24 protein-coding genes are annotated in these 22,221 nt (G+C 70.3%); 11 read left to right on the top strand and 13 right to left on the bottom strand.

The window, feature by feature from the left end; all coding sequences use genetic code 11:
• Window positions 1–68 precede the first annotated feature (68 nt).
• Complete coding sequence (locus ACZ5SK_RS11430) at window positions 69–521, bottom strand: nuclear transport factor 2 family protein (RefSeq protein ID WP_361702350.1); 453 nt, start codon at window positions 519–521, stop codon at window positions 69–71.
• Between the two features lie 206 nt (window positions 522–727).
• Between ACZ5SK_RS11430 and ACZ5SK_RS11435 the strand changes: the two genes are divergently transcribed.
• Complete coding sequence (locus ACZ5SK_RS11435) at window positions 728–1,333, top strand: ALF repeat-containing protein (protein ID WP_334579096.1); 606 nt, start codon at window positions 728–730, stop codon at window positions 1,331–1,333.
• A 65-nt stretch (window positions 1,334–1,398) separates the two neighbouring features.
• On the opposite strand, the gene ACZ5SK_RS11440 is transcribed toward ACZ5SK_RS11435, so the two are convergent.
• Window positions 1,399–1,593 (bottom strand): DUF397 domain-containing protein, encoded by a 195-nt coding sequence (locus ACZ5SK_RS11440; protein ID WP_334579097.1) that lies wholly within the window; start codon window positions 1,591–1,593, stop codon window positions 1,399–1,401.
• 9 nt (window positions 1,594–1,602) lie between these two features.
• The gene (locus ACZ5SK_RS11445; RefSeq protein ID WP_443041270.1) at window positions 1,603–2,454 is read right to left on the bottom strand and encodes a helix-turn-helix domain-containing protein; all 852 of its coding nucleotides are present in this window, start codon (window positions 2,452–2,454) and stop codon (window positions 1,603–1,605) included.
• A 200-nt stretch (window positions 2,455–2,654) separates the two neighbouring features.
• Here ACZ5SK_RS11445 and ACZ5SK_RS11450 point away from each other — a divergent pair, with 200 nt between their 5' ends.
• The 3 genes from ACZ5SK_RS11450 to ACZ5SK_RS11460 all read left to right on the top strand — a co-directional run bounded on the left by ACZ5SK_RS11450 (window position 2,655) and on the right by ACZ5SK_RS11460 (window position 3,720).
• Window positions 2,655–3,092 (top strand): ATP-binding protein, encoded by a 438-nt coding sequence (locus tag ACZ5SK_RS11450; protein WP_334579099.1) that lies wholly within the window; start codon window positions 2,655–2,657, stop codon window positions 3,090–3,092.
• Window positions 3,093–3,166: 74 nt separating this feature from the next.
• Window positions 3,167–3,442, top strand: a complete 276-nt coding sequence (locus ACZ5SK_RS11455; RefSeq protein ID WP_334579100.1) for a hypothetical protein — start codon at window positions 3,167–3,169, stop codon at window positions 3,440–3,442.
• Complete coding sequence (locus tag ACZ5SK_RS11460) at window positions 3,439–3,720, top strand: hypothetical protein (protein WP_334579101.1); 282 nt, start codon at window positions 3,439–3,441, stop codon at window positions 3,718–3,720. The genes ACZ5SK_RS11455 and ACZ5SK_RS11460 overlap by 4 nt, the downstream gene beginning before the upstream one ends.
• A gap of 376 nt (window positions 3,721–4,096) precedes the next feature.
• Here ACZ5SK_RS11460 and ACZ5SK_RS11465 read toward each other — a convergent pair whose 3' ends face one another.
• On the bottom strand, window positions 4,097–4,594 hold the full coding sequence (locus ACZ5SK_RS11465; RefSeq protein ID WP_334579102.1) for a MarR family winged helix-turn-helix transcriptional regulator: 498 nt from the start codon (window positions 4,592–4,594) through the stop codon (window positions 4,097–4,099).
• 114 nt (window positions 4,595–4,708) lie between these two features.
• Here ACZ5SK_RS11465 and ACZ5SK_RS11470 point away from each other — a divergent pair, with 114 nt between their 5' ends.
• The gene (locus ACZ5SK_RS11470; protein ID WP_334579103.1) at window positions 4,709–5,560 is read left to right on the top strand and encodes an SDR family oxidoreductase; all 852 of its coding nucleotides are present in this window, start codon (window positions 4,709–4,711) and stop codon (window positions 5,558–5,560) included.
• Between the two features lie 57 nt (window positions 5,561–5,617).
• Window positions 5,618–6,037: a MarR family winged helix-turn-helix transcriptional regulator gene (locus ACZ5SK_RS11475; RefSeq protein WP_334579104.1), complete on the top strand. Its 420-nt coding sequence runs from the start codon at window positions 5,618–5,620 to the stop codon at window positions 6,035–6,037.
• A gap of 6 nt (window positions 6,038–6,043) precedes the next feature.
• Here ACZ5SK_RS11475 and ACZ5SK_RS11480 read toward each other — a convergent pair whose 3' ends face one another.
• Entirely contained in the window at window positions 6,044–6,931 is an 888-nt protein-coding gene (locus ACZ5SK_RS11480; RefSeq protein WP_468575857.1) for a DUF4344 domain-containing metallopeptidase, read from the bottom strand.
• A gap of 107 nt (window positions 6,932–7,038) precedes the next feature.
• Window positions 7,039–8,580: a CehA/McbA family metallohydrolase gene (locus ACZ5SK_RS11485; RefSeq protein ID WP_361702360.1), complete on the bottom strand. Its 1,542-nt coding sequence runs from the start codon at window positions 8,578–8,580 to the stop codon at window positions 7,039–7,041.
• Window positions 8,581–8,810: 230 nt separating this feature from the next.
• Between ACZ5SK_RS11485 and ACZ5SK_RS11490 the strand changes: the two genes are divergently transcribed.
• A complete protein-coding gene (locus ACZ5SK_RS11490; RefSeq protein WP_468416612.1) occupies window positions 8,811–9,656 on the top strand; it encodes an LLM class F420-dependent oxidoreductase in 846 nt (281 codons plus the stop codon).
• A gap of 34 nt (window positions 9,657–9,690) precedes the next feature.
• Here ACZ5SK_RS11490 and ACZ5SK_RS11495 read toward each other — a convergent pair whose 3' ends face one another.
• From ACZ5SK_RS11495 to ACZ5SK_RS11505, 3 genes are all read right to left on the bottom strand, one after another.
• A complete protein-coding gene (locus ACZ5SK_RS11495; RefSeq protein WP_457494284.1) occupies window positions 9,691–10,404 on the bottom strand; it encodes a hypothetical protein in 714 nt (237 codons plus the stop codon).
• Between the two features lie 157 nt (window positions 10,405–10,561).
• Window positions 10,562–10,843 carry a type II toxin-antitoxin system RelE family toxin gene (locus ACZ5SK_RS11500; RefSeq protein WP_334579109.1) on the bottom strand — a complete coding sequence of 94 codons (282 nt, stop codon included), beginning with the start codon at window positions 10,841–10,843 and terminating at the stop codon, window positions 10,562–10,564.
• 3 nt (window positions 10,844–10,846) lie between these two features.
• The gene (locus ACZ5SK_RS11505) at window positions 10,847–11,128 is read right to left on the bottom strand and encodes a type II toxin-antitoxin system Phd/YefM family antitoxin (protein ID WP_457494283.1); all 282 of its coding nucleotides are present in this window, start codon (window positions 11,126–11,128) and stop codon (window positions 10,847–10,849) included.
• 357 nt (window positions 11,129–11,485) lie between these two features.
• Between ACZ5SK_RS11505 and ACZ5SK_RS11510 the strand changes: the two genes are divergently transcribed.
• On the top strand, window positions 11,486–14,107 hold the full coding sequence (locus ACZ5SK_RS11510; protein WP_468575860.1) for a bifunctional FO biosynthesis protein CofGH: 2,622 nt from the start codon (window positions 11,486–11,488) through the stop codon (window positions 14,105–14,107).
• Between the two features lie 114 nt (window positions 14,108–14,221).
• Window positions 14,222–14,806, top strand: coding sequence for a hypothetical protein (locus ACZ5SK_RS11515; protein WP_443041271.1), 585 nt, complete (start codon window positions 14,222–14,224; stop codon window positions 14,804–14,806).
• Between the two features lie 30 nt (window positions 14,807–14,836).
• Here ACZ5SK_RS11515 and ACZ5SK_RS11520 read toward each other — a convergent pair whose 3' ends face one another.
• Window positions 14,837–15,358: a DUF2165 domain-containing protein gene (locus ACZ5SK_RS11520; protein ID WP_334579113.1), complete on the bottom strand. Its 522-nt coding sequence runs from the start codon at window positions 15,356–15,358 to the stop codon at window positions 14,837–14,839.
• A gap of 129 nt (window positions 15,359–15,487) precedes the next feature.
• Between ACZ5SK_RS11520 and ACZ5SK_RS11525 the strand changes: the two genes are divergently transcribed.
• Window positions 15,488–16,606: an ADP-ribosylglycohydrolase family protein gene (locus ACZ5SK_RS11525; protein ID WP_334579114.1), complete on the top strand. Its 1,119-nt coding sequence runs from the start codon at window positions 15,488–15,490 to the stop codon at window positions 16,604–16,606.
• Window positions 16,607–16,647: 41 nt separating this feature from the next.
• On the opposite strand, the gene ACZ5SK_RS11530 is transcribed toward ACZ5SK_RS11525, so the two are convergent.
• Together ACZ5SK_RS11530 and ACZ5SK_RS11535 are read right to left on the bottom strand one after the other, a co-directional pair.
• Window positions 16,648–18,225 (bottom strand): sodium:solute symporter family protein, encoded by a 1,578-nt coding sequence (locus ACZ5SK_RS11530; protein WP_334579115.1) that lies wholly within the window; start codon window positions 18,223–18,225, stop codon window positions 16,648–16,650.
• Between the two features lie 137 nt (window positions 18,226–18,362).
• Window positions 18,363–19,148, bottom strand: coding sequence for an SDR family oxidoreductase (locus ACZ5SK_RS11535; RefSeq protein WP_334579116.1), 786 nt, complete (start codon window positions 19,146–19,148; stop codon window positions 18,363–18,365).
• An 80-nt stretch (window positions 19,149–19,228) separates the two neighbouring features.
• Here ACZ5SK_RS11535 and ACZ5SK_RS11540 point away from each other — a divergent pair, with 80 nt between their 5' ends.
• Window positions 19,229–20,068 carry a hypothetical protein gene (locus tag ACZ5SK_RS11540; RefSeq protein WP_334579117.1) on the top strand — a complete coding sequence of 280 codons (840 nt, stop codon included), beginning with the start codon at window positions 19,229–19,231 and terminating at the stop codon, window positions 20,066–20,068.
• A 3-nt stretch (window positions 20,069–20,071) separates the two neighbouring features.
• On the opposite strand, the gene ACZ5SK_RS11545 is transcribed toward ACZ5SK_RS11540, so the two are convergent.
• Window positions 20,072–22,051 (bottom strand): MFS transporter, encoded by a 1,980-nt coding sequence (locus ACZ5SK_RS11545; protein ID WP_334579118.1) that lies wholly within the window; start codon window positions 22,049–22,051, stop codon window positions 20,072–20,074.
• Window positions 22,052–22,221 lie beyond the last annotated feature (170 nt).

A 22,221-nucleotide genomic window follows, 5' to 3' on the forward strand; every position in this document is an offset into this window, starting at 1 on the left:
GGACCTGGCCATGGTCGCGGCGGGCGCAGACATCGGACTCACTCGTCCAGGCCGTGCGGCCGACCGGATCATGCGGTGTCGAAGGCCCGGGCGACGGCGAGACTGTCCTCATAGACGTGGTGGCGGACGACGAGGCCGCTGCTCTGCTCGAAGGTGAGGTGCAGGGCGAACCGGGCGCGGTAGGCGCGTCCGGTGGAGCGGGCGGTCTGGCGGATCTCGCCGAGGACGACCGCGTCGTTCCCGTCGACGAGGATCCGCTCGATCTCGGTCGCCGCCTGCCCGGGCACGTGGTGCGCGGCGAGCTCGCGATAGTGGGCGGCGGCGTCGGCACGGCTGGAGCGGTGCCGGATCCACGGCGTGGCGCTGTGCTGACGACCGTGCTCGTCCTGCGGCCAGTCCAGCTTCCAGTCCCCGTGCTCGGCGTACAACTCGGCGATCCGCTCCGGATCCCCCTCCCCGATCCGCCGCAGCAGTTCCTCGACGGCGGCGCGGGTGGTGACAGTAGGCGTGCCGGACGACATGACCGACTCCTCCCTGATGACGTCGGACACCGCGCCCTGCCGGCGCGGCGAGACCGCCATTCTCGGTGGCGGGGACGGCTTCACGCGATTACCTCCCACGTAACCACCTTTACGGCAGCGGGAGTTGCTCCTCCTTAATGTGTTGGTGCTCAACAGCTCAACGGCGAGAATCTCCGCATCGACTGCCGGACCACGGAGGAACACCCATGAAGCAGCATCGCGCCGCCCTGCTCGTCGCGACCATCGCCCTGACCCCGGCCGTCCTCTTCGCCACCCCGGCGTTCGCCGCCGGCACGACGGCGGCCACAGCGACGACCGCGACGACCGCGACCGCGACGGCGGCGACCGATACGCCGGTGGACGAGATGTCCGACGAGGAACTCCGTATCGCGATCGCACGCATCCTGGGGGACAAGGACTCCGGCAAGAGGGTCCTCCGAGAGGCCAGCGCCGCCCTCGACGGCACCCCGGACGACATGCGCACCTTCCTCAAGACCGGCTACCGCCTGGCCCAGGCCGAGGACGACCGCGTTGCCGTGTTCCGCATCCTGGGTGACAAGAAGTCCGGGAAGGCGGTCGTCCGGGAGGCCAACAGGGCCCTCGACGCCGGCACCCCGGAGGCCCTGCGCGCCTTCCTGGAGACCGGCTTCCGCCTGGCCCAGGCCGAGGACGACCGCGTCGCCGTGTTCCGCATCCTCGCCAACCCGAAGATCAGCGCCGCCCTCCGCGCGGCTGCCGAGAAAGTCATCGACGGTACGCCGGAGGAACTGCGCTACTTCGTGGAGGTCGGCCAGTACGAGGTCGACCGCTAGGCCACAGCCGAAGCTTCCCGGGTGCCGGTGCTGCCACGAGGGCGCCGGCACCTTCGTCTACAAGGTCACGGTGCGCTGAGCGACCCCGTCAGCGAGCCGAGCAGCGCGGCGAAGGCGGAGGGGGTGGTGGTGAGGACGGTCTGGGAGGGGTCGGCGGATTCGGTGAGATGGATGGTGGCGGGGGTGAGCGTCGCGGATATGTGGACGCACGATTCGCCTTGCCCGCAGTAGGACGACTTCTGCCAGGTGCCGGTGGTCATCTTCTCCCCTTACAGGTCGTGGATGAGGTCGTGGATGAAGTCACGGGACTCGGACGGCTCCAATGCCACGCGCTCCATGCGGTCCAGCAGGATGCGGTACATCTCCAACTGTGCCTCTGCGTCCAGGAGCGCAGGTCCATGGGACTGGTCCAGCGAGACCGTGTCGAGTTGGGGCACGGGGCCGGACGCGTAGTGGATGTTCTGCCCGGATCCGGGATAGGCGCCGATGGCGAACGGGATCACGTGGATGCTGATGTGATCCCGTTCGCTCTGCTCCACCAGATGCTCCAACTGTCGCTTGGCGGTGGAGGGGCCGCCGACGGGCACCCGGAGAGCGGCTTCGTGAATGATGGCGCGGAACGGGGTGGGATCGTTGCGGTCCAGGAGTGCCTGGCGCTGGAGCCGGTGGCTCACCCGCAGCTCGACGTCCGATCGTGAGAACTCCGGTACGACCTGTCGGAAGATCTCGCGGGCGTGATCCGTGGTCTGGAGCAGACCCGGGATGTGGACGGTGTTGGCAGACCACAGCGCTGTGGCGTGATGCTCCAGTTCCGCGATGCTCAGGAGTGCCGGCGGAAGCACATCCCGGAACGTCTCCCACCAGCCGCGTGTCTTGTCAGCTGCCATGTCGGCAAGGGCGTCGATGAACGCAGGGTCCGAGCATGTGTACGCGTGGGCCAGCGCCCTGACCCGCTCGGGGCTCACGCCGAATCGGCCGGACTCCACGTTGCTGAGCTGCCCCTGGCTGGTGCCGAGCGTGCGCGCGGCCTCCGTCGCCGTCAGGCCTGCGCGCTCCCGCAACTTGCGCAGTTCCACAGCGAGTCGGTGGCGGCGAGCTGTGAGAGGGGGTCTTGCGGCCACGTGCGCTCCTCCTGGACGCCTGTTCCATTCGCGGTCACTCGCATGAGGGAAATGCGAGTGGAGTATCTCGGATTTAGGCAAATGTAATTTGCAGTGCCTCTATCTTCGTTGATGGGCCCACGCCCGGAAGCGCACCGTGGGACGCCACGGCATCGACACCAGGCATCCATCCAACTCCCCTCAGTTACCGGAGACTTCCGATGGCCACCGTATCCCCGTCCTGGAACTACACCCTGCACCTTCCCCGTGATCCACGCGCACCGGGCATCGCAAGGGGCGCGTTGAGACTGATCCTCACCGCGCATGAGCTGGGCGAGCTGACTCCCACCGCAGAACTCGTGGCCGCAGAGCTGCTGGCGAACTCGCACCTGCACACCGAGGGCTCCTACGCCCTCCGCCTGATGTCGACCCGGCCGGGCGGAGTCCGCGTGGCCGTCTGGGACACGGATCCGCGCGTCCCTCCCGGCTTCAAGGGCGACCCTCTCGGTGCCACCCCGCCGGTGGACGACGAACACGGCAGAGGCCTGCACCTGGTGCGGGCGTGCGCGGACGACATGGGCGTCTCGGTGCTCCGCCACCTGGGCGCGTCGAAGGGCGGCAAGCTGCTGTGGGCGGACTGCGGGGGCGAGGCGAGGTGAGTATGCGCTGCCCGGCCCGGTGGGGGAGCCCCATACTGGGAAGTGGAGCCATGACCGTTCACCAGGAGCAGACCATGAGCGCACAGCCCGAGCACGGCTGGGGAGGGATGCCTCTCCCGGACATTTCGACCGTGGACGACCTGCGCAGCGCGCTCAGCCGCTACGGTTTTCCGGGGGACAGGGAACGGTTCGAGGAAGAGCTCGCGGCGGCCATAGGGGCTTCCCCGACCAACGACCTCGAGGGCGCCGCAGCGGTGGTGCGGGCGTACCGGCACCGCATCCTGATCAGGAACTCGCCCGAGGTCATGGCAGCCCTGGAGGACGCGCGCTCGGGAGGCGACGGCAGGTGAACGAAGTCCCGTTGGAGGAGGCCGAGCCCGCCAAGAAGGCGTTCGGTGATCTGACGGAGGGGGAGCGGGACGTCGTCCGGGAGGCGCTTGCGGAGATCGCCCGCGATCCGGCTGCGGGGCGTGAGATCCCCGGGTGGCGGCCCCCCTCCGTGGAGTACACGTACACGACACCCCTCGCCCGCGACTCGGCCGAGGCGATCACGGTCGTGTACACGCACACCCCCGGCATGGGTGTGACGGTCGTCTTCTACTTTCGTGATCCACAGGTTGTGGACTGAGTCGCTGTCTCCATCGAGCCGCCCCCGTTAACCCGCCCGCCCAGGAACACCGGGTTCGTGAACGCCGCCAACGCGCCCGGCAGTGGGGGTGTTCCTGGGCTCGCCGGCCGCGGGTGATCTGGTGGTGCGTTCCCGCCAGGGGCTTGAACATGATGCCGGCGCGTGGGCGGTGCGCAAGCGGGAGCTGACCGGAGTCTCCTCGGCCAGGTGGGCGAGCAGTGTCAACAACTGATGTCCGGCGGCGTGTACGTCATGGGGGTCCTCGTCCTGCGGTGTGCGAGCCCGGGCTCGGAACGTAGCAGGGTCCCTCAACTCGCCGGTGCGGCGGCCGAATTGTCCGGGTCGCCGGGTCGCACGCTGGGAGACCGGCCTGTGGTCAGGGTCCTTTGGTGTCCTCAGTCAGGCCGCGATCGTTCAATTGAGCGAGGGAGTCGACGTACTTGAGCATGAGGCGGGCGAACTCCAGGCGGTCGCGCTCGACCCAGTCGGCGGTGATGTACTCGAACGCTGAGCGCTGGTGGCGCCGGAAGCGCGCCATGAGGTCGGCGCCTTCGGGGCTGAGCAGGAGGACGGTGCGGCGGCCGTCCTGCTGGGAGGCGGCACGGATCAGGTAGCCGGCCTTGATGTTGTCGGTGACCATCCGGCTGGCGACCGAGGGGTCGACGCCGAGGAGTTCCGCCACCGCTCCGACGGTGATCTCCTTGTCGGAGTCCCTGGTGTGCTCCAGGACGATGTTCAGGACCAGGGTGCGGCCCAGGTCCTTGGCCGAGATGGGGTTCTCGACCTCCAGCAGCGAGGTGCGGCGCAGTTTGGAGAACGCGGGACCCACGGCGTTCAGCAGCTCCTCGGCCGTCTGCGGCTCGTTCGTCGTCATGCACCCATCGTAATGTCCATGAGCTTCGGAAGGCATGTGTTGACCCGAAATTATGTGCATGCAATCATGCATATGTTTAGGAGCATGCTTTGCGACGAACCTCTGGGAGTTTCCATGACCATCCTCATCACCGGCGCCCGCGGCAAGGTCGGCCAGGCCGTCGTCAACCGCCTGCACGCCGCCGGCCTGCCCGTCCGCGCCACCAGCGCCAAGCCCGCCGAGCTGGCCGTCCCGACCGGCGTCGAGGTCGCCGAAGTCGACCTCAGCCGGTCCGAGACCTTCCCGGCCGCGCTCGACGGCGTACGCCAGGTCTTCCTCTATCCACAACCCGACGGCATCGACGCCTTCGTCGAGACCGCACGGGCCGTCGGCGTCGAGCACGTCCTCCTGCTGTCCTCCTCCTCGGTCCTGGCCCCCGATGCCGAGACCGACCCGCTGGCCTCGCACAGCCTCCACGTCGAGCGCGCCCTGACCGCCTCCGGCCTGCCCTGCACCTTCCTGCGCCCGGACGCCTTCGCCAGCAACGCCCTCGGCTGGTCCTACTTCATCGGGCACGACCTGCCGATCCAGCTCGCCTACCCCGAGGCGCACATCGCGCCCATCCACCCCGAGGACATCGCCGACATCGCCCTCGAAGCCCTGACCGACACCGCCCTCCGCGGGCGCGCGCTCACCCTCACCGGCTGCCAATCCCTCACCTTCCGCGAGCAGATCGCCGTCCTGTCCGAGGTCCTCGACCGCGACATCCGCGTCGAGGCGATCACCCACGAGCAGGCCCAGCAGCAGATGAGCCGTTTCATGCCGGCCCCGATGGCCGGCTCCCTGCTCGCCCTCTGGGCCGCCGCGTCCGCAGGTCCCGCCCCCATCGCCGATACCACCCGAACCCTGCTCAGCACGCCCGCGCGCACCTTCCGGCAATGGGCGACCGAGAACGCCGCCGCGTTCACCGCGTTCACCGCGCGCTGACTGCCGCCGCTCCCGCGCCCCGCTCGGCCCAGCCGACCTCACTGAAGGACCATCACCATGAAGCCCATCACCATGAAGCCCCTCGGCTACTGGCTCAACCGCACCGACAAGGCCCTCACCCGCTACATGAACCGCATGCTCGACGAATTCGGCCTCACCCGGACCGCCTGGCAGGTCCTCAACGTCATCCGCGACACGCCCGACGCCGCCGACACCGACGTCCACACGGCCCTCGCACCCAACGCCGACCTCTGCACCCTGACCGCCGCGATCGACACCGTTCTCGCTGACGACTGGGCCACCCGCCCCGCACCTGGCCGACTGGAGCTCACCGCGAACGGCCGCCGGCGCCTCGTCGCCGTTGAGGACCGGATCAGCGCCTTCCGCGAACTGTCCATGACCGGCATCACCGCGGAGGAGTACCGCACCGCCGTCAGCGTCCTCGCATGCATGACTCACAACCTCGAAACCCGCTGAAAATGATCAAGGTGGGGGCATGGAAGATCCCCCGGCGTCCTGTTTGGCATGTCGGCCGAGGGTGTTCAGCCAGGTGGTTTGTACGGTCTTCCACTCCCCTGCGCAGCCGCGCGCTCGGTCTGGGGGGAGTGCGTGCGGGTCGACCAGACTCTGGTGACGTGCCGGGGCGGCTCCGTAGACGTGGCAGAGGTGGTTGACGGCGCGTTGGTGGTCCGTGGAGTGTTCGTCCGCCTGGCCGTCGTCGACGTTTTCGTAGGTGATCGCGGACAGTCGCCATGTCTCGGCGGCGGCGAGCAGTCTGTCCTCTCCCCGCACGCCCTGGCGGAGCAGCATGAGGGCGGCGAACTGGTCGGCGAAGTCCTCTTCCCGGCCGCTCCCCTTGAGGTCGAGGGCGTCGAGGACGGCGTGTGCGCTCTCGTGGAACAGGGTTTCCAGCATGACGGCGGACAGGGTGTCCTCGGAGAGCGGTTGTCCGGCGTCCTGATACAGGTTCCGCGTTTCGGAGATCTCGTCGTAACAGACCTCCACAAGACGGGTGTCGGGGTCGTAGGCGGATCCCTCACCGTTGCAGGACCGCACGACCATCGCGACCGGTGGACTCACGTCGACGAGAGCGGTGACGCTCCGCGCGGCTTCCTCCGGCAGCCTCCGTTTGCGGAGGAACGCGGCGTCGGCCGCGTCCGAACTCGACGGCTGGGCATAGCGGATGCTGAAGCTCGCCCCACCGGTGCTCGGGCGCTCGGCCGGCGTGGTCGTCTGGCATGCGGTGGTGAAGGCGAGGAGCAGGGGCAGCGTCGCGGCCTGCACAGCGGTGCGGCCTCGGCCTCGACGCTTCCCGAGGGCCTTCATGCTCACGTTCTCGTTCCTGCGTGTCGACTTCGGCATCATGCTCATCTTCGCCGAGTGTGTCGTGAACGCGTCTGGAACCGGCCTGCGTCAACCCTGCCCGTTACCCCTGCCTGTTGCCCCTGCCCGTTACCCCTGCCTGTTGCCCCTGCCCGTTACCCCCGCCCGCCCAGGAACACGGGGTTCGTGAACGCCGCCAACGCGCCCGGGAGTGGGGGTGTCGTCGCCTCGTGTCGGACCTCCGCCCGTACGTACGCCGCATACGCGGCCGTCGTACGCCACTGCGCCACACCCGCGCCCGACTCCGGCAACGCGGCGCTCGTGAACAGCACGCCCTGGTCGGTCACGAAGCGGACCGTGCAGCCGGGGGCGCCGGTGACCTCCAGGCGGACGGTCACCGGGGTGTCGTCGTCGACCTTCAGGCGTTCGCCGATGCCCGCGTGCTGGGCCTTTCCGCCCGTCGCCGTGAAGGAGAGGGAGATCCTGCTCGACTCGGCCACGTACGACCGTCCCGCCCGGATGCCTTCCTGGATCGCCTCCCGGGTCAGGTCGTCGGCCAGGACCACCGTCTGGGGGAGTCCCACCACGTCCGGATCCCGGTGCGCGTCGCTGTTGCCCATGGCCGGAAGCCAGGTGCCGGCACCGGTGCTGGCACCGCCCCGCACCCCCGCCACCAGCATCGCGTCCCACTCCGCCAGCGCCACCTCGTCGTCCGGTGTGTAGGGGCCGTTCCACACCTCGACCGCGTCCGCCTCACCGAACCCGAACTTCCAGCCGCACCCGATGCACGTCGCGTGCGGATGCGCCGGCACGACCAGGCCGCCCGCCCGTCGGATCCGGCGGGCGAAGCGGCCGAAGCGGTTGTCGCGGGCCCGGTAGCGCCAGTCCACGAACGTGCCGGGGTCCGTGCCCAGCGCCAGTACGTGGCCGTTTCTCGTCGTGATCTCCTCGCCCAGCATCACCAGCAGGTCGTCGCCCGCCACGTCCGCCCAAGCCCCGTGCCCCGCATGCGTGTTGTGCTCCGACGTGTTGACGAAGTCCAGCCCTGCCGCCCGCGCCAGCGCGCCGATCTCGGCGGGAGTGCGGCGGCCGTCGGAGTACCAGGAGTGGAGGTGGCAGTCGCCCCGGTACCAGGCGCGGCCCCGGCCCTTCGCCCGGGAGGAGGGATACGACGGCGCTGCGGCCGCCCCCGGCTCGCCGTACGTCAGCGTCACCGTGATCTCGTACGGCAGGCCCTCCGGCGCCACCGTGTAGGGGCCGAGGGCGAGGTGCCAGGTGCCCTTCCGGACCGGGCCGGCGACATACCCGGGCGTCGCCTCGTCCGACCGGATGAAGAACTCGCTGCGGGCGCCCCCGGACCAGCCCCGGAAGCCCTTCCCGCCCAGCTCGGTGCCGCGTTCGTCGAAGACGCCGATGTCGAGCGCGTTGCCGGGCGTGCCGGCCGGGACGGAGGGCCGCTCGTAGGTGTACGCGACCCTGAACTCCCGTACGCCTGACGGGACTTCCACCGGAACGTAGACGAAATCCGGTGATCCGGTGGGTAGGGCGCCTCGGAGGGTGTGGGACTCCTGGGCCCCCTGAGCCCTCTGCTTCTGGCCGGCCGCCGCTGCGAAGCTCACGCCTCCCAACGTAAGCGCGGTCGCGGCGCCCGTCACGAAGAGGGCTCGGCGTGCGATGGGGTGGGCGTCCTCACACATGCGTTCCAGTCTCTCGGGTCCGGGTGAACTCCCGTGGACGGCAAGGGAATCGGCGTCCGTCGGGATGTCATGTACGCCAGTAGAGTGGCCGCGCCCTCGGCGTGATGCCGACCAGTCGGTATGGACACCCGCCCCGTCTCCCGGTACAGATGAGGACGTCACCCGCAGACACACCCCCAGACACCCCCAGACACCCCCAGAAGTCGCCGTACGCAGCGAAAGGCCCGCCCATGCGCATCGCCGTCACGATCTTCCTCACCGACGAGACGATCACCCCCACCCGCCTCGCCCGTGAGCTGGAGCAGCGCGGCTTCGCCGGGCTCTACCTGCCCGAGCACACGCACATCCCGGTCGAGCGGACCACCCCCTACCCCGCCGGCGGCGACCTGCCCCGCGAGTACGGCCGCACCCTCGACCCCTTCGTCGCCCTCGGCCAGGCGGCGGCGGTGACGGAGACGCTCGGTCTCGGCACCGGCATCACTCTCGTCGCCCAGCACGACCCGATCGACCTCGCCAAGCAGATCGCGACCGTCGATCACCTCTCCGGCGGCCGGCTCACCCTGGGCCTCGGTTACGGCTGGAACGTGGAGGAGGCCGCCGACCACGGCGTCGAGTGGCGCACCCGCCGCGAACTGGTCCGGGACCGGATGCGGCTGATGCAGGCCCTGTGGGCGGAGGAACCGACGGCGTACGAGGGCGAGTACGGCGGGGTGCGCGCCAGCACGGCGTACCCCAAGCCCGTGCAGAAGCCGCGCGGACCGGTCACCGGCCCCCGCACCCTCGTCGGCGGGGCCGCGGGCCCGAAGCTGTTCTCGCACATCTGCGAGTACGCCGACGGCTGGCTGCCGATCGGCGGCCGCGGCCTCTCCGAGTCGCTGCCCGCCCTGCGCACGGCCTGGGCGGACGCCGGCCGCGACCCGTCCGCCCTCCAGGTCGTGCCGTACGCCGTCCAGCCGTCCCCCGGCAAGCTCGCGTACTACGCGGAGCTGGGCATCGAGGAGGTCGTGGTGCAGTTGCCGCCGGCCGGTGAGACGGAGGTGCTGGGCCTGCTCGACGGGTTCGCGCCCTACCTCTAGGACCTCCGTCTGCCCGTATGACCGCCGCCTGCCTCTAGGACGTCCGGGGTCCGAAGTCGGGCGGGGTCAGGTCGTCCCCGGCGGGTTCGTCGTCGCCCTGCCGCCAGGCGGGGTCGACGGCGCAGGGGGTGGAGGCGCCGCCGGTGAAGTAGCCGCGGTCCTCGAACCACTGGAACGACATCCGCTCGTCCCCGTCCGAGCGCGAGGCGTACAGGTCCCAGTAGTCGCCGGACACGTTCTCCCGGTACGAGGTGATGTCCCAGCCGGTGTCCTCGAGGTGGTCGCGCAGTCGGCGCAGGCCGGCGCTCGCCTGCTCGGCGGGGACGTGGTCGAGGGCCCAGCTGTGGTACATGCGGTACGCGCCGTCGACCGTCTCGTCCGTCAGGCCGCCCCGGTAGCAGGAGTCCGAGCCGAGCGTGTTCTCCGGCGAGACGCCCACCTTCTCGACGCCCGGCTTGATGGTGCGCGTGAACCCCAGGACGTCGTACGCCTCCTGGGAGCGCTCGACCGCGCGGCTCGCCATCTCCTTCGGTGCGACGCGCGGGAAGTCCGACGGGTCCTTCGTCACCACGGCGATCCAGACGACCACGACGAGCGCGAGGAGCAGCGGTATGGCGAGCAGCGCCGCACAGCCGATCCCGAAGGCCTGCGCGACGGTGACGCGCCTCGGGACAGCGGCGGTGACGACGGCGGCAGTGGCGTCGGTGGCGTCTGCGGTGGTGGCGGTGGGGACGATCTCCTCGGGCATGACGGCACCGTAGATCGGCCGGGCTGCCCGGGGCATCGGTGCGGCTGCGGACGCGGGGTGGGTACACGTACTCAGGCCTCAGGTAGGCCCGCCGCAGGCCAGACGCTTGGAAGCGTGTGGGGCAGGCAACCCCCCCCACGTCCCGCTTTCGCCTCCCCTATGGAACCTGACGGTAGACATCGCGACGATTGCCGACAGCCAGGACCCACACGATGAGCTGGCCGTCCTCGACGGTGTAGACAACGCGGTAGTCGCCGACCCTGAGCCGCCAGCGGGCGTCGTGTCCTTGGAGGGCCTTGATGTCGAACGCGGCTGTGTCCCCTGCGCTCATCGCCTTCTGCAGTTCAGCGAGGCGGTACAGGATGCGCAGGGCATCCGGGCGCGGAACCTTGAGCATGTCCCGCTGGGCGTGCGGTGTGAAGCGCGTGACGTACCCCATGGGTCAGCCCTGATCGGCGCGGAGCATGGCGGCCATCTCTTCGAGCGAGACCGACCCTTCCGTGCCCTCGGACTCGGCTTCGTCGGCCAACTGTTTGAGCCATGCCTCCTCGGCGTCTTCCGCGATCCGTCGCAGACGCTGGTACTCCTGAATGTCGATCACGACAGCTTCCTGTTTGCCGCGCCGAGTAATGATCGTCGGGGTTTCCTCCCGTCGCGCGCGATCGATTACGTCGGCGAGGTGGCTGCGGACCTCGGCCATGGATTCAACCACCGGCTCACTCATGTCATGAATGTAGCAGATGTACACGAAGGCCATTGCGTTGAGCGAGACGCGCGGTTCCGTCGGCCGTGTCGTCCTTCTCGGCTGATAATCCCTGCGAAAGCACATGCGGCAACGACACGGTCGACCGAAGTGACGAGACCGGCGACCATGAGGCAGTGACCGTGGCAGCCTCACCGTGACGACTGTGAGAGCCCGCCAGGGACACGCGACGGGTACGTGCGCGTCGACCTGACGTGCAGCGATGGGCACGGCTTCGCCTTCATCGCGGGCAACCGCAAGGGGGCAGAGTTCGTAGGCGTCATCCCTCGGCTCTGTACGGCCACGGGGCAGTTGGAAACGTGATCGTATGCTCAAAGGATGACGACCTCCGCGACCTCCGGAACCGGCCCCGGGCAGGGCCCGGCCTCGGGCCCGACCCCCGGCCCCACCGAGAACTCCATGCGTCGCGCTCTCAAACGGGCTCGTGACGGCGTCGCCCTCGACGTCGGTGAGGCCGCCGTGCTGCTTCAGGCGCGCGGCGAGGCGCTGAAGAACCTCGCCGCGTCGGCTGCCCGGGTGCGGGACGCCGGGCTGGCGGAGGCCGGCCGGCCCGGCGTCATCACGTACTCGAAGAGCGTCTTCATCCCCCTCACCCGGCTGTGCCGGGACAAGTGCCACTACTGCACGTTCGTGACCGTCCCCGGCAAGCTGCGCCGGGCGGGTCATGGAATGTTCATGTCCCCGGACGAGGTCCTCGACATCGCTCGTCGCGGCGCCACCCTCGGCTGCAAGGAAGCCCTCATCACCCTCGGCGACAAGCCGGAGGAACGCTGGCCGGAGGCCAGGGAGTGGCTCGACGCGCACGGCTACGACGACACCATCGCCTACGTCCGCGCCGTCTCCATCCGCATCCTGGAGGAGACGGGGCTGCTCCCGCACCTCAACCCGGGCGTGATGTCCTGGACCGACTTCCAGCGGCTGAAGCCCGTCGCCCCCAGCATGGGCATGATGCTGGAGACGACGGCCACCCGCCTCTGGTCGGAGCCCGGCGGCCCGCACCACGGCTCCCCGGACAAGGAGCCCGCCGTCCGCCTGCGCGTTCTGGAGGACGCCGGCCGCTCCTCCGTCCCCTTCACCTCCGGGATCCTGATCGGCATCGGCGAGACGTACGAGGAGCGCGCGGAGTCCCTGTTCGCGCTCCGGAAGGTCTCCCGTGCCTATCACTCCATCCAGGAGCTGATCATCCAGAACTTCCGCGCCAAGCCGGACACCGCGATGCGCGGCATGCCGGACGCGGAACTCGACGAGCTCGTCGCGACGGTGGCCGTCGCCCGTCTTCTGCTGGGGCCGGGCGCCTGCCTCCAGGCCCCGCCCAACCTGGTCGACAGCGAGTACGACCGGCTCATCGGCGCCGGCATCGACGACTGGGGCGGGGTCTCCCCGCTGACCATCGACCACGTCAACCCCGAGCGCCCCTGGCCGCAGATCGACGAACTCGCCGAGAAGTCCGCGGCGGCCGGTTTCGAACTGCGGGAACGTCTCTGTGTGTACCCGGAGTTCGTGCGGCGCGGCGAGCCCTGGCTGGACCCGCGGCTGCTTCCGCACGTCCGCGCGCTCGCCGACCCGGAGACGGGCCTCGCCCTGCCGGACGCCGTCGTCGAGGGCCGGCCGTGGCAGGAGCCGGAGGAGGTGTTCGTGCCGTCCGGCCGTACGGACCTGCACCGCACCATCGACACCGAGGGCCGCACCGCCGACCGCCGCGACGACTTCGACGAGGTGTACGGCGACTGGGCCGCCCTGCGCGAGGCCGCCGCCCCCGGCATGGTCCCGGAGCGCATCGACACCGACGTACGGGCCGCCCTCGCGACCGCCGCCGACGACCCCACCAGGCTCACCGACGCCGAGGCCCTCGCCCTGCTGCACGCGGACGGCCCGGCGCTGGACGCCCTGACGCACATCGCGGACGACGTCCGCCGCGCGGCCGTCGGCGACGACGTCACCTACATCGTCACGCGGAACATCAACTTCACCAACGTCTGCTACACGGGCTGCCGGTTCTGCGCCTTCGCGCAGCGCCGCACCGACGCCGACGCGTACACCCTCTCCCTGGACCAGGTCGCCGACCGTGCCCAGCAGGCCTGGGAGCTGGGCGCGGTGGAGGTCTGCATGCAGGGCGGCATCCACCCGGACCTGCCCGGCACCGCGTACTTCGACATCGCCCGGGCCGTGAAGTCCCGCGTGCCCGGCATGCATGTGCACGCGTTCTCGCCGATGGAGGTCGTCAACGGCGCGACCCGCACCGGCATGTCGATCCGCGAGTGGCTGACGGCGGCGAAGGAGGCGGGTCTCGACACCATTCCGGGCACGGCGGCGGAGATCCTCGACGACGAGGTCCGCTGGGTCCTCACCAAGGGCAAGCTGCCCACGGCCACCTGGATCGAGGTCGTCACGACGGCGCACGAGGTCGGAATCCGCTCGTCCTCGACGATGATGTACGGCCACGTCGACCAGCCCCGGCACTGGCTCGGCCATCTGCGCACCCTGGCCCGCCTCCAGCAACAGACCGGCGGTTTCACGGAGTTCGTGACCCTCCCCTTCATCCACACCAACGCGCCGGTGTACCTGGCCGGCATCTCCCGCCCCGGCCCGACCATGCGCGACAACCGGGCGGTGACGGCGATGGCCCGCCTCCTTCTCCACCCGCACATCCCCAACATCCAGACCAGCTGGGTCAAACTGGGCACGGAGGGTGCGGCGGAGATGCTCCGCTCGGGGGCGAACGACCTGGGCGGCACCCTGATGGAGGAGACGATCTCGCGGATGGCGGGCTCGTCGTACGGGTCCTACAAGTCCGTGAAGGACCTGATCGCGGTGGCCGACGCGGCGGGCCGCCCGGCCCGGCCTCGTACGACGCTGTACGGCGAGGTGCCTCAGGAGCGTCAGCGTGCCGCGGCGGCCTCGGACGGCCACCTGCCGGAACTGCTGCCGGTGCTCGACTGATATCCCGCCAGGGGATATCCCGCCAGGGACTTGGAACGGGACAGCCCTACAGGATCCCCACAGTACGATGATCGGACCCCTCCTGGTTGAGGGGTCCCGTAGCTGAGGAGATGCGTGCCCGTGCCTGCCCGACGGCTTCCCTCCTGGGCCTGGGTCACCGGCCTGACCGTCGGTGCGATCGCCGCGGTCGTCGCCCTGACGGCGCAGGCCGAGAACGGCCCGCACCCGACGGCGTCGGCGAGCCGCCCGAACGCCTCGGCGTCCGCGGGCGCACGCGCCTCGGCCTCGCCGAAGCCGTCGGCCACCCCGAAGGCGGCCGCGGTGCCCGCCGCTTCGGGCGCCGGGCGCCGGATCGTGTACTCCCTGGGACAGCACCGGGTCTGGCTCGTCGACGCCGACGACACGGCCCGCCGTACGTTCACGGTCTGGCCCGGCACGGTGGACCCGGGCGTCGGCAGCTACACGGTGTCGCTGCGCAGGGACGCCGTCACGGGCTCCGACGGCGTGGCGATCGAGCACGTCGTCTACTTCTCCGCCACGTCGGGCGTCAACATCGCCTTCTCCAACGCGGTCGACGGCGCCTCCCCGCCCCCGGCCGCCGCCGGCACGAAGACCGGCGGCATCCGGATGCCCAAGGCGGACGGAACGGCCCTGTGGGCGTTCGGCGAGACGGGGACGAAGGTCAGGGTCGTCGAGTAAGTCGAGTAAAAGGACCTTGCGCCCGAGGGCTCACTCCCGGGCGTCGCCCCGCGCGGCGGGCAGGTGGTCGACGATGAGGACGACCCCGCTGAACAGGAACGCCCGGGTCGCCGCGTCCAGTCCGTTCCAGCTCTTCGACTGCCACATCGCGAACCACTCCCCGCCGATGGCGATGAACCCGGCGCCGAACAGCAGCATGACCATGAGCAGCCCGTACGTGGACAGGGCGCGGGCGCGTATGAGGTCCTGGCGCGCCCAGAACCATGTCCCGGCGGCCAGCACCAGCCCGGCGACGGTCTCCCACGCGATGATCGCGACATAGGCGGTGTCCTGCAGCCCCTTGCTCGTCACCGCCCGCCACATCAGGTCGTCGTCCTTGAACGTCGTGTCCATCGCCAGCACATGCTGCACGAACTGCTGGTTCGTGCCGAAGTCGGTGATGTTCCCGAAGGCGACGAGAAGCATGTAGAGCGCGACCGTTGCGGTGAGCAGCGTCGCGGCGAGAGGCAACACACGCGTGGCGTGCGAGATACGTGAGGTGGGGGTGGTCATGCCGGTGTCCTTACCCCACGAAGTCTCCATCACCCCTCCACCGCACAGCCCGTGCACCCGGCGGCAGCGGAGCGGTGTTCGATTACAGTGACGGACGTCGTACGTACGGACGGTGTTCGGGAGGACTTGGTGGGTGCGACTGCCGGGCCCGTCTGGGGCCGTGCCGAACAGCAGGACTTCCGCGGCCGGGTGCGCGGCACGCTGCTCGGCGCCGCGATCGGGGACGCGCTCGGGGCGCCCGTCGACGGGCTGGGCATCGAGGAGATCCGGCAGGCGCACGGGCCCGAGGGCGTCGTGGACCTGGCCTCCGCCCACGGGCGGCGCGGCGCGGTCACACATCTCACCCAGCTGACCCTGTTCACCGTGGACGGTCTGATCCGCGCCCAGGTCCGGCGCGACACCGGCGCCTGGCATCCGCCGACCGATCTGCACCGGGCGTATCTGCGCTGGGCCGCCACCCAGCGCGACTGGGGGCCCGACCTGCGGCGCAAGGACGACGGCTGGCTCGCGCGCGAGGAGTGGCTGTACGCCCGGCGGGATCCGACCCGGACGTTGCTGCTCGGCCTCGGCGACGAGGTGATGGGGACGCTCGACTCGCCCAAGAGCCCCGGCGCGGCCGGACCCGAGGTCGTCCCCCGGTCGGTGCCCTTCGGGCTGCTCGTCGGCTGGGAGCCGCAGCTCGTCGCGCAGCTCGCCGTCGAGTGCGCGACCCAGACCCACGGCCACCCGACGGCGTACCTGTCGGCGGGCGCCTACGCCGTCACCGTGCATGCGCTGGCCCGGGGCGAGAGTCTCGACGGCGCGGTGCAGCGGGCGCTCGCCCTGCTGGCCGCGCGGCCGGGCCATGAGCCGGTGTCGGAGGCGTTGCAGCGCGCGCTGGGCGCCGTACGGCAGGGGTTGCCGGGGCCGGGGAGAGTGGAGGAGCTCGCGGGGGAGGGGACGGCGGAAGCGGTGCTGTCGGGCGCCGTGTACTGCGCGCTCGTCGCGGAGGACGTCCGGCACGGGCTGCGGCTCGCGGTGAACCACGGCGCGCCCTCGGCGCCGACCGCCGCCGTCGCCGGCGGTCTGCTGGGCGCCCTGCACGGCGAGACGGCCCTCCCGCCGGCCTGGCTGGCCGAACTGGAGGGCCGTCCCACGATCCTGGAACTCGCCGACGACTTCGCCATGGAGATGACCCAGGGCCCGGCCCTGCACAACCCCGCCGGGGCGTCGCCGGGGTGGCTGGCCCGGTATCCCAGGGGGAGTTAGCCGGGGGTTGGCGGGAGGTTGGCAGGGGGTTGGCGGGGGAGTCAGTCCTTCGCGGGTACCGCGTCCCGGGGGCCCGGGGCGACGGCCGCCGCGCCCGCGGAGTCCCCGTCCCGGTCCCCGTCGCCGTCCCCGTTGATCCGGTCGATGATCGCGAGCCGTTCCGGGGTGTCCTCGGGCTTGAGGAAGCCGATGAGGATGTACAGGACCAGCGACACGGCCAGCGGGATCGACACCTGGTACTGGAGCGGGACTCCGCCGTCGACGTTCCAGTTGATCGGGTAGTTGACCAGCCAGAAGGCCAGCAGACCCATCGACCAGCTGGTCAGCGCGGCCGTCGGGCCGGAGCGGCGGAACGGGCGCAGCAGGCCCAGCATCATCGGGATCGCCATCGGGCCCATCAGACCGGCCACCCACTTGATGACGACCGTGATGATGTCCTTGAAGGCGGGCGAGTTGACCTGCGTGGCCGCCGCCATGGACAGCCCGAGGAAGACGACGGTCGTCACGCGCGCCGCGATCAGCCCCGACCGCTGGTTCCACTCGCGTGCCCTGGACCAGATCACGGGCGCGCAGTCCCGGGTGAAGACGGCGGCGATCGCGTTGGCGTCGGAGGAGCACATGGCCATCGTGTGCGAGAAGAAGCCGACGATGACCAGGCCCAACAGGCCGTGCGGAAGCAGCTGTTCGGTCATCAGGGCGTAGGAGTCGGAGCCGTCGGGCTTCTTCGACGTCACCAGCAGCGGCGACATCCACATGGGGAAGAACAGCACCAGCGGCCACACCAGCCACAGCACCGCCGACAGCCGCGCGGAGCGCTCGGCCTCCTTCGGTCCGGCCGTGGCCATGTACCGCTGAGCCTGGTTGAGCATGCCGCCGTTGTACTCGAAGAGCTTGATGAAGAGGAACGCGAGCAGGAACACCGTGCCGTACTGGGCGACCAGGGGCTTGTCGTGGCCCTGGAGGGCGGGCTGGTCCCAGGCGTCGAGGAAGCCGATGCCCTTGTCGTTGAGTTTCAGGACGACAGCGATGAACATCGCGACGCCGGCCAGCAACTGGATGACGAACTGGCCGAGTTCGGTCAGCGCGTCCGCCCACAGGCCGCCGATCGTGCAGTAGACCGCGGTGATCGCGCCGGTGATGAGGATGCCCTGGTTGAGGGACATCCCGGTGAAGACGGACAACAGGGTCGCGATGGCGGCCCACTTCGCGCCGACGTCCACGATCTTCAGCAGCATCCCGGACCAGGCGAGCGCCTGCTGTGTCTTGAGGTCGTAGCGGTTCTTCAGGTACTCCAGCGGGGAGGCCACATGGAGTCGCGAGCGGAGCCGGTTGATGCGGGGCGCGAAGAGCTTCGAACCGATGGCGATGCCGAGGGCGATGGGGAAGGACCAGGTGACGAAGGAGGTGACGCCGTAGGTGTAGGCGATGCCCGCGTACCCGGTGAACATCACCGCGCTGTAGCCCGACATGTGGTGCGAGATGCCGGACAGCCACCAGGGCATCTTGCCGCCGGCGGTGAAGAAGTCGCTGACGTTGTCGACGCGTTTGTGCGACCAGACGCCGATGGCCACCATCACGCCGAAGTAGCCGATGAGCACGGCCCAGTCGAGACCGTTCATGTGCGCCCTCCCAGGAGTCAGACCGTGTTCAGCCCGGCGCTTATCGTGTGCGCTGTCGCGTGAACACGACAAGTAACCGTCAGGTCAAAGGGAGGTAAAGGTATTCGCCATAGTGGCCTGCGTTCACCTACATGAACTCACCGCATCAGCTCCCCGGCGTTGACCAGCAACGACTGTCCCGTGATCGCCCGCGCCCGGTCCGACGCCAGGAACACTGCCGCGTCTGCCACATCCCCGTCCGTGGCCAGCTCGGGCAACGCCATCCGCCCGGCGAGCCGACCCAGCACCTCCTCCTCCGCCACCCCCTCCGTGTGCGCGGTGAACTGCACGTACGCCTGCACCGGCGGCCCCCACATCCACCCCGGCAGCACGGTGTTGACCCGGATCCGGTGCGGCCCCAGCTCCCGCGCCAGCGAGTACATCGCGCTGGTCAGCGCCCCCTTGGACGCCGCGTACGCCGCCTGCCGCACCTGCGAGGGCGCCGCGACCGCGGACTGCGTCCCGATGAACACCACCGCCCCGCCCCTCGACTTCAGCGCGGGCAGACACGCCCGCGTCATCCTCAGACTGCCCAGCAGATTCACGTCCATCACCGACTGCCAGGTCGCGAAGTCGGCGTCCTCGACCCCGCCGAAGTAGGAGTCCCAGGCCGCCACCTGCACCAGCGCGTCGATCCCCCCGAACCGCTCCCGCGCCAGCCCCGCCAGCGCCTCACAACTCCCCTCGTCGCTGATGTCGGTGACCCGGTACGCCGTCCGCGCACCCTCCGGGTCGATCTCGGCCGCGCTCTTGGCGAGGTTCGCCTCGGTCCGCGCCCCCAGCACGGCGTTCCCGCCGTCCCGTACGACCGCGGCGGCGACCCGGTGCCCGAGCCCGGCGCCGACTCCCGAGACGACGACGGTCTTCTGGCTGAGCAGTGACATCGGAACCTCCCTGACCCTGGCGCATCATCTGACGGAGCGTCAGAGTATGGGCGACCGCAGAAGGACGGAAGGGGAGAAACGTGAGCGAGGAGACCCGCAGCGACACCTACGCCGAACTGGCCGCCGTAGGACCGTACGGAGTCCGTCCCGGCCATGCCCTCATCACCATGGTCGAACCGCACCCCGGCCACGAGTACGCCTACAACCGCTGGTACGAGGACGACCACTACTACGCCGGCGCGATGGCGATGCCGTGGATGTACTCGGGCCGGCGGTGGGTGGCGACCCGCGACCTCCAGCTGCTGCGCCACCCGGAGAAGTCGGCCATCGCCCAGCCCGTCACCGCCGGCTGCTACCTCTCCACCTACTGGATCACCGACGGCCGCTACGACGACCACATGAAGTGGACGGTCGCCATCAACAAGCGCCTCAACCGGGACGCCCGCGTCTACCAGGACCGCACCCACGTCTTCACCGCGTTCCAGGACCACGAGAGCACCGTCTACCGCGACGGCGCCGCCGGTCCCCGCGACTTCCACGCCCTCGACCACCCCTACGCGGGCCTCGTCCTGGAGGTCATCGACACCGACTCGGCCGAGCAGCGCGCCGAACTCCTGCACTGGCTGAGCGCCCGCCACCTCCCCCAACGGGTGGCGGACTCCCCGACGGCCATGGTCACCGTCTTCCGCCCCACCCCCCTCCCCGGCGATCGCATGACCTACGTCAAACAGGTCGAGGGCGTCGACACCCGCCTGACCCTGCTCTGGTTCCTGCAGAGCGACCCCAGGGACTGCTGGCAACAGCACTTCGCCGACCTGGGGGAAGCGGTCGGCGAATCGGGGCTGGGACGGGTGGAACTGGCCGCGCCCTTCATCCCGACGGTGCCGGGCACCGACCGATACGTGAGCCGGCTCCGTTGACGGTCAGGGCTGTTCCTTGAGCGCGTCGGGGCAGGGGGTTCCGCGGGGCAGCTGGTAGGGCGCCGCCAGCCGGTAGGTACCTGCCTTCGGCGCGAGCAACATCGTCCACTTGTCGCCCTCCGCGTCCTCCTTCGTCTCGAACAGGCAGCCGTTGACGTTGTCGTACGTCTTCGGCTCCCCGTCGGACCGGTCCTTGGACTCCTGCGTCTCCTGCGGGGGCTTCAGGCTCTTGCCCTGCGCGTCGACGATGCTCAGCCACGGCGAGTACGGGATCCGGATCAGGATCCGCCCGGCCTTCTTCACATCGATCGTCATCTCGCCCTGCTCGGCGCGCTGCACGACCGCGTTCGGCTCGGCGAGCGAGGCCGGGTCGGTGACCTTGAACAGCTGCCAGTTCGCGTCGCCCCAGACCTGCTCCAGATACGGCAGCCCCCGCTGCACCAGCTGCCGCTCCCGCTCGCCCCCGTCGCCGTCCAGCGCCTCCTTGGGGACGACGACGAAGTGCACGGCCCACCGCTGGAGCCACTCGTGGTAGTTCGCGGAGTTCAGGGTGTCGTCGTAGAAGAGCGGGTTGCGCTCCATGTCCGCCTGCCGGTTCCAGCCCCGGGCGAGGTTGACGTACGGCGCGAGCGCGGACGCCTCACGGTGCGAGCGGGCCGGCACGACCTCCACCCGCCCCTTCTCCGCACCGACCTCCTGCAATTCGTTGACCAGCGGCGCCAGCTCACGCGCCCAGGAGGCCGCCGGCGTCGTCCGCACGACGTCGTCCACCGACTTGAAGCCGATCCAGCCCACGAACAGCAGCGACGACAGGACGATCACGTACCACTTGCGGCTGCGCGGCACGGCGAACGGCAGCGCCGCGAGAAGCACCACACCCGAGACCAGCATCGGCAGCCGCGTGATGTTGGAGCCGATCTGCGAACTGATCAGCCACACCCCCAGCACGCCCAGCCCGTACACCGCGGCGGTGATCCGCACGGTCTTCCAGTCGCGCGGGACGACGGCGAAGACGACCGCCGAGAACAGCAGCGGCAGCGACGCCGAGCCGAACGACATCGGCTGGGTGCCGGAGAACGGGAACAGCCACGCGGAGACGCCGACGACGGCCGTCGGGGCCAGCCCGAGGGCCCACGCGCCCGGACGCCGCTTCTGCAGGAACAGCGCGACGGCGACTATGCCCACGAACAGGCCCGCCACCGGCGAGCCCATCGTGGCGAGCGCGGCGAGCGGCGCGGCGCACAGCGCCTTCGCCCACCGCTTGTAGCGCCAGCGGTACGGCCAGCAGAACACGACGGCGACGGCGGCCAGCGCGAACATGTTGCCGAGCCCGAACGTCACCCGCCCGGAAGCGGCGTTGCACAGCAGGGCGAAGACACCCGCCAGCGCCGGCCACACCGGGTTCTTCACCGGGCGGCAGCGCAGCAGGACGAGAGTGAGGAGGCCCGCCGAGAGCGTCCCGGCGATCATCATCGTCGTCCGGACGCCGAGCACGGACATCAGATACGGCGACACCATGCTGTACGACACCGGGTGCATGCCGCCGTACCAGGCGAGGTTGTACGCGGAGTCGGGGTGCCGGCCGACGAACTCGGCCCACGCGTCCTGCGCCGCGAGGTCGCCGCCGCTGTTCGCGAAGGTGAAGAACCAGACGAGGTGCAGGGCGCCGGACAGCGCCGTCATGGACAGCACGAGATGCCGCAGCACCCACGCGCGCAGCGGCTCCAGGACGGATCGCACACGGGACGTCCGACGGGCGGGGTCCGGGCGGCCGCCCGACGCCGAGCCGTCCGGGACGGACCCCGGCTCGACCTCTACCACCGGGTCCGCCGCAGGCGCCGGCTCCGGGGAGGCGGCTCGGGACGGGGCTGGGGCGGGGTCACGGTCGTGGTCGCCCGACTGGGGTGCGGGCACCCTCGTGCGCGGGCCGGCGTCCGGGCCCGGACCGGTGTCGTCGGCTCGTGTCGGCTCCGCAGTGGCCACCTGAAGGCACTCCCCGTGTCCCGTCTTCTGCTTCCGGCCGCTTCCCGTTCGCGTCCGCTTCACGGCTGCGCCCTTGCGAGCGACGACCTGTCCCGTTTCGCGACGCTAGCACGCACCCCGCCGGGCGGCTGCCCGACGGGGTGGCGGAGCGTGCGCACGGGCGTCGCGGG

The organism is Streptomyces sp. NPDC031474 (assembly GCF_055581185.1).